Genomic DNA, 13,621 nt, shown 5'->3' with positions numbered 1-13,621 from the left:
GGCCTTAAGTAGATAATCTAGAGAAACCATGTATTCACTTGGGAAAAGAGTGTGAGAGTGTGAACCTGAAGGGGAATTATAGGTAAAGAGGGGTTTGTTTGACCAGACAGTCTTAAGTGTAAGGACTTTTAATCAGGGAGGGAAATTTATGCACAAACGAAGAAAAACGTATGCTGCAGTACTGCTCACCACAGTGCTTCTAAGCCAGTCTATGGCATACGAAGCTTACGCAGCATCGGCAGGCACTTCACCCGTCGCTAAATCAACAAAGGCAGTATTCAATCTGGACAAACTGGGGTCTATAGTTTTGAAGAGCAATGTCAGCGTGAAGCTGATGGATATCAACATTTCTGAGCAGCCGAGCGGTAATATACTTACATACACGCTTCGTTATAGCAACGGTAGTGGTAGCAATGTAAGTCTTATCGATTATTTCTCCAAGGTGACCACAACAGGGGGTACAACTGTACAGGGAAGCCCTATCACGAGTGATGCGACCAAAGAATCGGTGCCCTCCAAGAGCGGCCAAACCGTAACTTATTATGTGAATATCGGCAAGGCTACAAAAGTAACCGGAGCCAAAGTTTCAATATTCGGGTGGGATTTCAACAGCGCGGATTATCAGAAGAGGCTGGGTGTTTTCACGGTTCCGACCAATTATTCCATGGTAGCTGCTAAAGGCCAGAGCAAGAAGATCACGATGAATAATCTGCCTATAACGACCAAGGCGGAAAGTCTGCAAAAAATTCAGATTAATGGAAAAGTATACATGAGGATAGGTATCAGTCTCACGAATTCGGATACAAAGGTGCTTAGCGATCCCGGCTTTAAAGCATATCTGGCATCAGCCAGTGGTTCGGTATTCGAGCTCACGCTGGATGATGCCAGCAGTGGTTACAAGGTACAGCCTCAGGAGAAGAAAATGATCTACTATTTGGCAGAAATTCCTTCCTATATAAAAACGGATAATATGACGCTGCAATTCGCGGAGGAAGACTCAACTTTGAAAATAAATCTTCCGGTTATTACCTTCACACTTCCAGCGTTAACAGCTTCTGACTCAGCCGTGGCTGATTACGCGGTTAAGAAAATTTCCATTAACCATAATACTGTAGAAACGCAGCTGAAAAGCGCTTCCGTATATTCAGAGAACGACACCGCGAAATGGAACCTTCTATTCCGTATTAAAAATCTCGGTAATAAATCTGTAGCTCTACCCGCTTACGAGCTGGCAATTAAAGCCGCTGAAGGATATAGCATTCCGGTGGATACAAAGGCGCTTGCCAATCTAACCTTAAAGCCGCTAGAAGAGAAAATCATTGAACTAAGCGCGGATGTGAGATTAGATCTAAATCAAAGTAAGTTAATGCTGCAGTTAACGGAACCCGCTGCGACCGACAAGATTATTTTTCCGACTGCGTATTATCAAATCCCTTATTCTCAGGAAAGTAACAACCGTTTGGGATTAGAGAACATGTTGGAGAACCGACATGGAACGTTTGGGGTAAAGATTGATTCCATTCAGAGGCTGCCATGGGCAGATGAAGATCAAATCGTAGCCAAAATCAGCATTCGCAACACCAAATCCACGACAGTAAAACTGCCTGCGCTCAAAGCTCTGGTCAAAGCAGGACTTAGCGATCTCAGCAGCACGACCCAGATCGTGGCAAAAAATGCTCAAACGTCTCTCGCGCCTCATGAAACGGCAGAGATATATGTGATAACCAAGGTTCCTTATTCCTCTAGTATCAAGCAATTAAGGATTGTGCTGCAGGAAACCTCAGGTGATGACGTTACGAACTTTCTCACTTTGAACACCTCTCTACTAAATAATGTGATGAATACCGTGGTTGCAGGTGGCTCCTTCCCTATTGATTTTACAGGTAAAAAAGCAGAAATCCGCGAACGTCGGACAACCGTTTATAATGGAAGTAGCTCCAATATGATGTATACAGAGCTAGAAATGAACAGCAAAGAACCACGTAAATCGGAACAGGCTCAGCTTGTTGCTTACTACAGAACACCTGAGAATGAATATTATGAGGCCGAAGTTAGCCAATCGTCCAAGGCAACAAGCCCAAATGGTAAAAATGTGGTTACCGTCTGGAGTAAGATTCCATTGAGTGTGAATACTTCAGAGCTTGTGCTTCATATTGGCGAAGGCGTAGCTGACGGTAAACTGACAGCTATAGGTGGTAAATCAACGGGATATATCAATACAGTTAGATTATCACTGAACACTGCCGGAGTAACGCCGCAGTCCAATCTAAGGAGTGTGGAGTTGTTCCCTTACAGTCTTTCGCTTACCAATGTAGTGGGTACCGTTAGGGAAGGTGAGGATACATTGGATACAGTCGTAACGTACAACTTATCCAAAAATGAAGCTTACGAAGCAGGTGAATACGAGCACAAGCTAGTCTTGGAAATCATAGATCCGAATGGACAATCGATGGAGAAGACGTTGACACTCGGGACTGATTTGTTCATCGGTAATAATAAATCGTACGCAACAACGTTTAAAAGTAACCTATACAAAAAATTAAGAGGGGGCGGCATTCGCATGAATCTGTACGATGAGTTCCAAGGTCAAAGAATGTTGCTAGGCAGCCAATCCTATTCACTTACTTACGAAGAATTACCAACAACGTCAACCGATGGCACTGGTAGCGCAGGAAGTTAAAGTACAAGCGGTACTAATTTGAGGGTATATCCATAGTTTTCGGCTCCGCCAATTGTTTTCGCAAAGAAAGTTAGTGTAAACGAATGGAGGGTTGCTTTAGTTCTATTCTAATCTTTTGGAAGCACTAAAATAAGCAATACTAGTAAAAGCTAGCATTGCTTATTTTTTATATACAATCATCTAATTCATATTATTTTGTATAGTTATCAAAATAACCTTGTATAAAGACAACAGGTGTACCTTTATCTCCGCTTCCTGAAGTTAAATCGGATAGAGAACCTATAAGATCAGTAAGTTTTCTAGGTGTAGTACCTTGTGCTTCCATCGATCCTACAAGATCAGAATCTTTATTGTTAATGTATTGAGATATCGCTTGTTTAAGTTCTTCGCCTCTTAAATCAGCAAAGTTATTATCAGCAAGATATTTTAACTTTACTTCATTAGGTGTACCATCAAGTCCTGATGTGTAAGCTGGTGAGACAACTGGATCAGCGAGTTCCCATATTTTACCTACTGGGTCTTTGAATGCTCCATCGCCATAAATCATGACTTCAACATGTTTGCCAGTCTTTTCTTTGAGCATATGTTGTATTGTATCAACAATAGGTTGGCAATTACGTGGGAACAGTTTAACACTATTTTCTGTTGATTTATTTGATCCTAGTAGACCATAGGCTTCATTACATCCACTGCCGTCAACAGATTCTGCTAATATGTCATCGAGACTATAAATGTTGACTCCACCATTTGCTTTTAATATTTTTTTTGTTCTGAATCTTGTATGTATATCACAAGTCAGAACATTTTTTGTGTAATCTAAAATGGTCTTGGGATTATTGGAGAATATAACTTCACATGAGACACCATATTCTTCAACTAACGATTTATAATAATCAATATAATCAACACCCGTAAAAGTATGTTTATTGTATCCAAAATGATCACGGAATTGTTGTTCTGTTAGAACATCTGTCCAAGGATTAACTCCTTTTTCATCAAGCATGTCTAGATCCACTAAGTGATTACCAACTTCATCAGATGGATAGCTTAACATTAAAACAATTTTTTTAGCGCCTTTTGCAATACCACGGAGACAGATTGCAAAACGATTACGACTTAAGATAGGGAATATGACTCCAACCGTTTCTTCTCCAAATTTTGAACTAACATCTTTAGCTATATGATCAATAGTAGCGTAGTTACCTTGAGCGCGAGCAACAATTGATTCTGTTACAGTAACGATATCTTTATCATTAATGTTAAAGCCTTCAACTTCTGAAGCTTTTAGTACACTATCTACAACGATTTCCTCTATGTTGTCCCCTTGATTTATGATGGGACAACGAAGACCTCTAACAACGGTTCCAACTACTCTTTCCAATATAATCGCTCCTTATAAGGACTAAAGTTTATACAAATTACTTATGTACTTGTAATATACATCGGTTGAGTGGTATAAGTAAAATTAATATATTGAATGATAGGTATTAGGGGTGCTTATATGATAAGTAAATTAGATTTATATAAAGTATTTTGTAGGGTAGGAAAAAGTGAAAGTTTTTCTAAGGCAGCCAAAGATCTTTATATGACACAACCCGCTGTTAGTCAGGCAATCATGCAATTAGAAAGAGAATTAGATATACGTCTTTTTAATAGAACACCTAAAGGGGTATCTTTAACAAATGAAGGCAGTCTTCTATTTGAATATGTAAATTCGGCTATTAATTTAATTGATGTTGGGGAAGAGAAGATTTTAGAATTTAAGAACTTAACGACAGGGGAATTAAAGATAGGTGTAGGAGATACGATTTCCAGATATTTTTTACTTCCATATTTGGAGGTTTTTCATAATAAATATCCGAATATTAAGTTTAAGATTGTTAATGGTACAACATTAGAGCTCTGTTCTATATTGAAATCAGGAGAGGTCGATATTGCAATTTGTAATTTTCCGCTTAATGATGCTACATTAGAACTAAGACCATGTATTGATATCCATGATATTTTTGTTTGTGGGGAGAAGTATAAGAATATATTATCTAAACCATTAAGCCTTGATGAAGTAGTGAAACTGCCATTAATATTACTTGAGACCAAATCAAATTCCAGAAGGTATGTAGAGGATTATCTGATATCTAGAGGTATAAAGATTTCGCCAGAATTTGAATTAGGTTCACATGATTTATTATTGGAGTTTGCTAAAATAAATTTAGGGATCGCATGTGTGACGAAAGAATTTTCCCAAGAGTATTTAAATAAAGGATTATTATATGAAGTACAACTAAATGAAGAAATACCAAAGAGAAATATCGGAGTATGTTTTCTAAAAAGTGTGTCTCTATCACCAGCTTCAACAAAATTTGTTGAGATTATAGAAAATAAACAGGCAGGTGTGTTCTGAATGGATAAGAAAGCTAAGCTAATATTAATGAAAACCTTTTGGAGCAGCAATGGCTGGAAGAATACCGGCACGCGCTTTTTCGCGGGGGAAGATTTTGAATATGCGAAAGATAAAGGCCTGATGTTTGATCCGATTACGATGAGCCATGATGAATGTGTGCTTCGAATAATTGAATTGCATAAGGTGATTACGAAGGAAATTGTGGCGCGAGCTTTTTTGCATAGTCTGTCTACCAGAAAGGTGTACTTGAGAAGCGCACTCTCTAGTTGGGCGTTGACTCATCGAATGGTTGCCCATCCTTTTGAGAGTAATGTCGGGAAGTATACGACTAACAACAATGGCAGTACCTATGCTTGTTTTGGCGAGTGTTATGTCTGCGATACATATGGCGTAGCTGTTCATGAAGATTATACGAATGAAGATATCAATGTGTTGAATTTTGAGAGAATCAAGTGGGGCGGAGTACGCTTGAATCATATGCTGTATTGCATGCTTGATCTTGAACAATTGCTAACAGAGGCAGATATAGTAGTAAATAAAGAGGACGTGGTCATATTTACAAATATACTGGCTACCATTACAAGTTGCGATCCAACAGATGCTCCACGGCAACTAGAGAAAAGACTGAATGGTATTTTACCCTCTAATAAAGGTGAACGTGATTTTTTGATGGAAATAATGGCGTATGCCGGGATTTTGAACGCAGAAGAAGACAGACCTGGAAGAGGAGGAAAAAACGACTTTTGGGCTATTGTACACTGGAGGGGGATAGATGGGTATTCCAAGCAAGCGGTGCAGGATTATTTTGCCCAATGGTTATAGAATGTTTCACTATATTTGAATCTACTGCTTCATCACGTTTTAATATTAATGTATCATCTTATTAGTAGTGTTTCGTATCCTATAAACGAATAGAGGTAGAGTAATGGACAAAGTCCCCTTTGAAGATTTTGACTTCACAAACTTTTGGGTTGATCGCGATTATGCTTTAAAAAAATATGTTGCTGAGCCGCCTACAGACGAGTTGATTGCTTCAGTAGAAGAAGAACTAGGTTATACATTGCCAGCTTCCTATATTGCTATGATGAAATTACGTAACGGCGTTATACCAATCAACACTTGCTTCCCTACAGAGGAAGGAACCTCATGGGCAATAGATCATATTGCTATTACGGGTATTATGGGTATCGGACGTAAGAAGACATATTCTCTGTGTGGAGGATTCGGTAGCCAGTTTATGATTGAAGAATGGGGCTATCCCGACATTGGTGTCGTTATTTGTGACTGTCCTTCTGCAGGTCATGATGTGGTGATGTTGGATTATCGAACATGCGGTAGGGATGGGGAACCCGAGGTTATTCATGTTGACCAAGAAGATGATTACAAAATTACGTTTTTGGCCAAAAATTTTGAGAGCTTTATTCGAGGCTTGGTAAATGAGGAAGTTTATGATCTTTTTGAGGAGATGGAATCGTAATGAATGTTGCGGAGAAAATCAAACCGTTTCTGTTAGTAGAGCATGATAGTGGTAATGTGTCCGTGATTCTGAATGTGGGTACGTATAAAGCTGAAATTTTCCAATCACGGGCTGATGAGGGATTTGAAGGCAACGGTTATGATTGGGGATCTGTGGCGGCTGTTTTTCTGGAGGAAAGAATGCCGCATTTAGTAGACATAGTGCGTTTTGATTCAGAAGCGGATATGTTCTGTGCTTATTCTGACAAAAAAGAGGCTATAGAAAGTTTTATGATGGGGTTTAAAGATGCTTGTGAGGATGATGTTGTAATTAGGGATTTATTGTCTCGCGCTGAATTAGATTAATCAGGGAATGTACTGTATGCTCATATTTTATGTATAGGGGGAAGTAGAATGAGCTATGATTTGATGGTATTTGAGAAAACTTCTGCACCTAAAGACAAGAAGAGTTTTATGGAGTGGTATGAGCAACAGACAGAATGGGCAGAGGAGCATAGCTATAATGATCCATCTGTTTCGTCAGAGGCTCTACGGAACTGGTTCTTTGATATGAAGGAATCATTTCCACAAATGAATGGACCATATGCTCCTTCTGACGATATATTGGATGCTTTAGAGGAGGCAGAAGATCACAGGGTGTCTGACTATTCCATGGGCCGAGATATCATCTATATTTGTTTTGCATGGTCATGTGCTGATGATGCATACAAAACGGTACGGAATCTGGCTCAAAAGCATGGAGTAGGTTTTTTCGATGTTAGTGGTAATGGAGAAATCGTATTATAAGTAGAGTGAGATACAGGAGAGCATTACACCCCGCCAAAGGTTCGGAACACGAGAGCAAGACAACATTAAATGACGGATATCTTTCTACTAACAACTCAAGAACCCATGCTTGAGCTGAATCTATCGATTTTTTGTTCGTTTTTGGGTTAGAATGGTAAAATGAGGTACGATTTCACGAGGAGGATGCAGCACAGCATGAACAAAACAGACTTTTCCGGATGTCTTGATGATAGAAAAAACACCTCCACATTGAATTATTTTTCAACGGAAGGTGTTTTTATTTGTTTCATTTTTTTAGTCAGTAAAATTAAACTGGAATGGATTCATAGGCCAACTTCATTATTATATCTTTATGTTGAGGATATTTAGACAAAAGTTCATCCTGTGTAAACAACTCAAAGTCTTGAAAGTCAAACCCAGGCGAAACCATACACCCTACTAAAGAGAATGTATCTTCATCTGTAACAGATGAACCAAATGTACTATTTTTTGGAACTTGTACTTGTGGGACTTCGCCTAGATCTAAGTTTATTCCTAATTTAAACTCTTTATAATCCCCATTTTCATCAATAATATGAACGGTTAAAGGACTTCCAGCGTGGTAATACCATAATTCATCCGATTTCAAACGATGGAAATGTGAGATGTCATTAGAACCTAATAGAAAGAAGATACTTGTATAAAGATTTCTTTTCCCATCAAAATTTACTGTTAATTCTCGATCTGAAGTTTGTTCCTTAGATTCAAATGTTCTTTTATAATACCCACCCTCTGGATGCGGATCTAGTCCAAGTTTTGTTACATAGTACTTTGCGTCATGTTCTTTCATAGCATTATGCCTCCTATTAGATGTGTAATATATTCCTTAAAATCACCAAACGAATAACCCTACAACCATTGCAGTTAAAGTAGAAACAAGAAGACCGCTCACCAATAATAACCATGTATACTTTGCGATGTATTTAGATTTTTGATCTCCAAATAATGCTTGCATACTCCCAAGAATAATCCCAATTGTCGTAAAGTTACAGAAAGAAACAAGAAACGTAGAAGCTACAGCTTCGGTATGCGGATTTAAGCTAGAGAGAATTTCACTTAAATTGGTCATAGCAACAAACTCATTTAGAACAATTTTCACACCCATTAATTGACCCACAGTGAATATTTGAGAAAAATCAACGCCCATTAAGAAGCTGATTGGCGAAAAAATCACCCCAAAGATATTTTCCAGCGTGAGGTTAGCATTGAACAATCCTAAGAAGGAGTTCATAGCTGTAATAAGGGAGACGAATCCAATAAGCATAACGGCAATAATTAATGCTAGTTTACCGCCAGTCATCATACTTTTTGAAATCATATCAAAGAAATTGCCTTTTTCAGATTTTGTTGGAGAATAAACGATATCCTCTTCTTTTGTAAGACGATACGGATTAATTAAAGAGGTAATAATCAACGCACCGATTGCATTCAAAGGAATGGCCGTTAACACATATTTTGCGTCTAATAGTTGTAAATATCCACCTAGCATCCCGGCACTAACACAAGACATACTAATCATCGCAACCGTTAACAACCGTTTGTCATTCATTTTACTTAATTGACTACGTGTTACCGCCAATGCCTCATTATTCCCTAAGAACATAACTTGTATAGCATAAAAACTCTCAAAGCGAGGAGTTTTCGTAATTTTAGAAAAGACCCATCCTATCCCATTTATAAGGGCTGGCAAAATGCCAAAGTACGTTAATATATCAAAGAATACCACAACAAAAATAATCGGCATTAATACATTCATAAAGAACGTGAATGTGGAACCATCAAGAGGTGCCAACTCTCCAAATACGAAATTCACGCCGGACATTGAACTATTGATTAACCATAAGAAAAAATCGGAAATCCACGAAATCACGTTTGCGCCAATATCGGTCGATAACATAAACCAAGTTGTGGCTAGTTGCAAGACAAGCAAGATCATGATTGGCTTTACTGCCACTTCCTTTTTGTTGAACGACAAAAGATAGCTTCCGCCTAATAAGATAATAATTCCAAGAACATTAATCATAAAATACATTGGGGTATGCTCCTTTTGAATTTTCTAAGTTGTACACATTAAAAATGAATCTCTCGATAGATCAACAGAAAGCCCCAGAAAATATGTTCACTCTATGAAGTAAACAATATTTTCTGGGGCTCAAATAAATCCAGACTCCTAATAATCGTGCATAGGAATCTGCAACACCAATATATCGCTACTCATAGTCGAGCCTTTACGGGGTTCGGTAGAAACTCGCAGGCCATATTCCTGCGATTATATGAGAGAAAACTATTCACTTTTAATGTTCGGTTGAATTATAGCAGAATGTATAAAAATAATAAAGTATTGACTTCATTTATCGCTTCTACACCTGAAGAACGCTACAAAGAACATCCTCCTTATAACGTTTATATAGGTCAGAATCGAATATAATGGATATATATGATACAAACTTCTCTGAATTACAAATTAATGTTAATATTTATGATTGATCATCAATAGACGAATATGAGGACGTACGTTGCACACAGACACTGACATATTTTCGGGGTCATCCCGCATTGCTTTTTTCGACTGGTTTTACGATAGATTTGAGCCTTTTTGACAACTTCGGTCTAACAAATTGTATAATTTAGGAAATCATTTTGATAAGGAGGAATAATATGTTAGCAGTCATACAATGCGTTGAAAACGGATATATCGCATGTTTTGAGAGGCATCTAAAGCATTCTGTTGAAAAGGTATGGTCTTCGTTGACTGAGAATGATAAGTTGGAGAAATGGTTTTCTGAGCTTCGAGTCGATGACCTCCGTGAAGGAGGGATTATTAAGTTCAATATGCAGGATGATATATTTGAGGAACTTGAAATTATCGAGCTGAAGATGTGTTCTATTTTGGAATATACATGGGGTGAGGATCGTGTTCGTTTCGAGTTATATCTAGAGCCCAATGGGTGTCGCTTGGTCTTAATAGAAAAGATTAATAAAATTACGGATCATACCTCAAAGGATCTTGCTGGGTGGCATGTTTGTTTGGAAGTCATTAGCAAATTATTGGAAGGAAGGACACTAGAATCACGGGACAGTGAATGGAAAAGATGGCATGAACAATATGTACAACTAATCAAAAAGTTCCTTGAAAATAGTTAAGTGACATACAAAGAGGCTGACCGTCACACGTCTCCATTAAGCGCTAATTGCGATGCGCTTGATGAAGGGACGCGTATAGGTCAGCCTCTTTTGCAGGTGTAGCCCCGTTCTAGAACGGACTCATGCCGATCGTATTCAATTTCTCGCCTGTAATATCGACACCCATTCTCGTCGTAATGTCACGGTAATGACCAACGCGGCGGCCGACCCGATAGTCAGTTTCATCTTTGTTTCCTTCAAAGCTGCCGTTGATGATCATAATGGTAATACCAAAACCCGCAGGTGTTAATCCTTTGGATATTTCCGCTGCCGAAGGTGTCCAATTGCCAACGATCACATCATGAGCCGAAGGTTTCGGCGGTTGTGGTGTCATCCAGAACAGGATAGCGGTCATAAAGCCCAATTTGCCGTCGTTCACAATAAGCTCCGGTTGTTGGAGCAGTGTATTTTGATTCCCATGAATAATTCCGCTAATGAGTCCGTAATTGTAGTTCCAGCTCAATTGAATCGGTCCGCGTCCATGATATGATTTGCCCGGAACTGGCGGGAAGTCAGCATGAGTCTGAACGTAACCGATGTTGGTAGAATTGATATACGATACTTCTTCATTCCAAAATAATCCCCAACTGAGTTCGCCGCCAGGCGCTGTTGCCCAACCTCCGCCCGTTTCGTGCGCAATATTGGAGAGGAAAGCCGCCAGTTCGCGCTTGCGGTCCACAGCAGAACCTTCTTTAATAAATGAACCAAAATCGACTGTTTTGGAGATGATCGGAACCGTCAAGTTCCACGAAGCGTTAAAGTCAGCATTTTGATAGATAAGTGTTTCTGTCTTTGTTGTCTTGTCTAATCGGAATACGCGATTGTTCCATGTAGCTCCCTGCCGGTATTCAAGCTTGTACTTGATATTTGCCACATCGGTTACCGCTGCGATCAGATTACTATACGAATAATAGTCTACTTGTCCAGGTTTGTAATACGGCTTACTTGCGGCAAATGTGTGCCACGCAGGCGTGCCGATGCGCATAGGGAACAGCGCTTCGTATTCCGCCTGTGGTAGTGCGCTCTGTACGGCTGCAATCGCATTGGCTGGCGAAAATTGTGGATCTATACCGCCCCATAGCGATGTGACTTGCGCATCGGTTAGTACACGACTCTGGCCAGAGTTTAATTCGCCGAGAGACGTTTTTACGTCGATGCTCGAACTTGCTGTCGTGTTATTTGCGCCATCTTTTGATTTTACATAATATGTGTATTGGGTATCCTGCTGCAAGTCTGTGTCGGTGTAAGTCAGCGTGGATGCGTTGGCCGAGGAGCCGACCTTCGTCTCGTTACGGTAAACATCATAACCCGTCACAGCAATGTTGTCTGTTGCGGCATCCCAAGTCAATGTGATCGTGTTAGCTGTTTGCCCCGCTGATACAAGATTCATTGGAGCTGTAGGAGGGGTAGGATCTGGCTCGCCCCCCGTATCCGGACCAAGTAACAGCCAAGGTGAGCTTGATGAAGCACCAGGTACATCGCCCTGCGTCCACCATTTAGCCTGGTACACATTGTTGTTATAGCTGACCTTATTACCTGTCAAGTACACTTGAGTGGACACCCAAGGCGATGCGGTTAATGAAGCTTGCTGTTCTTGTTGCTCTACGGCATTTGCGGAGACAGTGTTTGTAACCGCTTCCAAAGGTGCAAATACTAACAAGGCGGACAGTAAAGTGATACTTACGTGCTTTAGCTTGTTACTTGTCAACTTACTTTTCATAGTAATCCTCCTATACTAGTGAGTTATATCACACTATTTACTATAATAGACTCCAAATCTATTATCTATAGTCAATAAAGACTATATTAGATTAATTTTGAATAATTTGTTATGGATAATCATGTAAAATTGAATTGCACTCCATGCATCGATGGTTTATTTCATTTTCTTTACTTTTTGCTCTAGCTCAAATATGAGTTCATTTGCCATCCGTTTGTTCAAGCGATAGGTTTGGGTTTCGCCAAGGTTTGAAGCAAGCTCCTTGATCTTCGCGATCTGAGTGTCCGTGGGTGGCTGGAGTTCAATCATTCGTTCATAGTTGAGATAAGCGACTTTCAGTGCGGTTTCTGCGGAAAGAAGATCAATAGTTTCATATAAGGCGTCCGCAGCTTGGCCCGGCTCTAAACCGAAGCCTGAGTCAGTAGATAACATAAACCGATCCGGATACTGCTACATTAGAGGTACAAAATCCTTCAGCGTAAGGGTGCTATCTGGACTATAAGCGGTAAACCCTGCAAAAAAATCGATGTACAAATTGGGATGCTTGTCTAATAAGTGCTTAATATTTTCAGGCGTATTGTAAGCATTGGCATGTCCAAAAATAAGTGTTGTATCCAGATGCTGTTCCAGTGCTTTCTCTAGGTGTTCAATGGGCTGACCATTCGGAGGATCGATATGTAGCAGGACAGGGACGTGATATTTGGCTGCCAGTTCATAGATTTGTGGAAGATTGCCATCGTTGGGGTGTTTGGCTTTCCACTTCACTTGAGATACAACGGGTGAAAAGCTTGATGCCGCAGCGACCTCTCCGATGTTGAGATAACCCTGCTCTAATTTCTCCTGCACAATGGATAGGCCTTCTTCTTCATAGATTGGAAACCCTGCGAAGGATGGATAGACGTGTGACGGGTCTTTGCGATAATGTTCCCAAGCGAGTTGATCGGTAGCTTGGGCGCTCGGCTCAGAAATATCCCCGAATAATACGATCCGGTCGATCCCATATTTCGTCCACTCATTCACAGCACTTGGATTCTCTGCGGCATGGTTGTGAATGTCAATGAGGGTAATATCCTGATACAACTCGGATAATTTCTTACGGGTATCTTTAGCACTACGAATCGAATGAACCCATTCTAGTTCTGGCTTCGGTTCATACACAGTAAGAGGTTCAACGATTACTTCGCTGTTCGATCCTGTTGAACACCCGGTTACAACTAGAACAACAAGACTTAAAGTGCAAAGTACAGACTGCAATTTTTTCGGCGACATATTCATTCCTCCCTGAACACAATTGTTTTATCAGATTGAGAGATTTGCTTCTATCAAAACTATTAGT

At 39.8% G+C, this 13,621-nt stretch carries 11 protein-coding genes, 1 pseudogene and 1 riboswitch; of the genes and pseudogenes, 6 read left to right on the top strand and 6 right to left on the bottom strand.

Features of this window, described 5'->3' with window-relative positions; genetic code table 11:
• The first annotated feature begins 148 nt into the window (after positions 1 to 148).
• Positions 149 to 2,680 carry a hypothetical protein gene (locus UB51_RS16280; RefSeq protein ID WP_044878210.1) on the top strand — a complete coding sequence of 844 codons (2,532 nt, stop codon included), beginning with the start codon at positions 149 to 151 and terminating at the stop codon, positions 2,678 to 2,680.
• 190 nt (positions 2,681 to 2,870) lie between these two features.
• On the opposite strand, the gene UB51_RS16275 is transcribed toward UB51_RS16280, so the two are convergent.
• The gene (locus tag UB51_RS16275) at positions 2,871 to 4,061 is read right to left on the bottom strand and encodes a coenzyme F420-0:L-glutamate ligase (RefSeq protein ID WP_044878209.1); all 1,191 of its coding nucleotides are present in this window, start codon (positions 4,059 to 4,061) and stop codon (positions 2,871 to 2,873) included.
• 120 nt (positions 4,062 to 4,181) lie between these two features.
• Between UB51_RS16275 and UB51_RS16270 the strand changes: the two genes are divergently transcribed.
• The 4 genes and pseudogenes from UB51_RS16270 (at position 4,182) to UB51_RS16250 (ending at position 7,343) form a co-directional block, all read left to right on the top strand.
• Positions 4,182 to 5,081, top strand: coding sequence for a LysR family transcriptional regulator (locus UB51_RS16270; RefSeq protein WP_044878208.1), 900 nt, complete (start codon positions 4,182 to 4,184; stop codon positions 5,079 to 5,081).
• Positions 5,082 to 5,903 carry a hypothetical protein gene (locus UB51_RS16265; RefSeq protein ID WP_044878207.1) on the top strand — a complete coding sequence of 274 codons (822 nt, stop codon included), beginning with the start codon at positions 5,082 to 5,084 and terminating at the stop codon, positions 5,901 to 5,903. It abuts the gene before it with no gap.
• A 103-nt stretch (positions 5,904 to 6,006) separates the two neighbouring features.
• A pseudogene (locus UB51_RS29060) lies at positions 6,007 to 6,902 on the top strand (Imm51 family immunity protein).
• A gap of 48 nt (positions 6,903 to 6,950) precedes the next feature.
• A complete protein-coding gene (locus tag UB51_RS16250; protein WP_044878205.1) occupies positions 6,951 to 7,343 on the top strand; it encodes a hypothetical protein in 393 nt (130 codons plus the stop codon).
• A gap of 307 nt (positions 7,344 to 7,650) precedes the next feature.
• On the opposite strand, the gene UB51_RS16245 is transcribed toward UB51_RS16250, so the two are convergent.
• Positions 7,651 to 8,172, bottom strand: coding sequence for a cupin domain-containing protein (locus UB51_RS16245; RefSeq protein WP_044878204.1), 522 nt, complete (start codon positions 8,170 to 8,172; stop codon positions 7,651 to 7,653).
• A 42-nt stretch (positions 8,173 to 8,214) separates the two neighbouring features.
• Positions 8,215 to 9,414 (bottom strand): NupC/NupG family nucleoside CNT transporter, encoded by a 1,200-nt coding sequence (locus UB51_RS16240; RefSeq protein ID WP_044878203.1) that lies wholly within the window; start codon positions 9,412 to 9,414, stop codon positions 8,215 to 8,217.
• 165 nt (positions 9,415 to 9,579) lie between these two features.
• Positions 9,580 to 9,679, bottom strand: a riboswitch (purine riboswitch).
• A gap of 361 nt (positions 9,680 to 10,040) precedes the next feature.
• Here UB51_RS16240 and UB51_RS16235 point away from each other — a divergent pair.
• Entirely contained in the window at positions 10,041 to 10,526 is a 486-nt protein-coding gene (locus UB51_RS16235; protein WP_044878202.1) for an SRPBCC family protein, read from the top strand.
• A 109-nt stretch (positions 10,527 to 10,635) separates the two neighbouring features.
• Here UB51_RS16235 and UB51_RS16230 read toward each other — a convergent pair whose 3' ends face one another.
• The 3 genes from UB51_RS16230 to UB51_RS16225 all read right to left on the bottom strand — a co-directional run bounded on the left by UB51_RS16230 (position 10,636) and on the right by UB51_RS16225 (position 13,554).
• Positions 10,636 to 12,285, bottom strand: a complete 1,650-nt coding sequence (locus UB51_RS16230) for a glycoside hydrolase family 19 protein (protein ID WP_044878201.1) — start codon at positions 12,283 to 12,285, stop codon at positions 10,636 to 10,638.
• Positions 12,286 to 12,441: 156 nt separating this feature from the next.
• On the bottom strand, positions 12,442 to 12,717 hold the full coding sequence (locus UB51_RS29055) for a hypothetical protein (RefSeq protein ID WP_052675969.1): 276 nt from the start codon (positions 12,715 to 12,717) through the stop codon (positions 12,442 to 12,444).
• Between the two features lie 18 nt (positions 12,718 to 12,735).
• Positions 12,736 to 13,554, bottom strand: coding sequence for an amidohydrolase family protein (locus UB51_RS16225; protein ID WP_052675968.1), 819 nt, complete (start codon positions 13,552 to 13,554; stop codon positions 12,736 to 12,738).
• Positions 13,555 to 13,621 lie beyond the last annotated feature (67 nt).

This window comes from Paenibacillus sp. IHBB 10380 (genome assembly GCF_000949425.1).
Classification (GTDB): Bacteria; Bacillota; Bacilli; order Paenibacillales; family Paenibacillaceae; genus Paenibacillus_AQ.
This window is presented reverse-complemented; position numbering and strand designations above follow the sequence as displayed.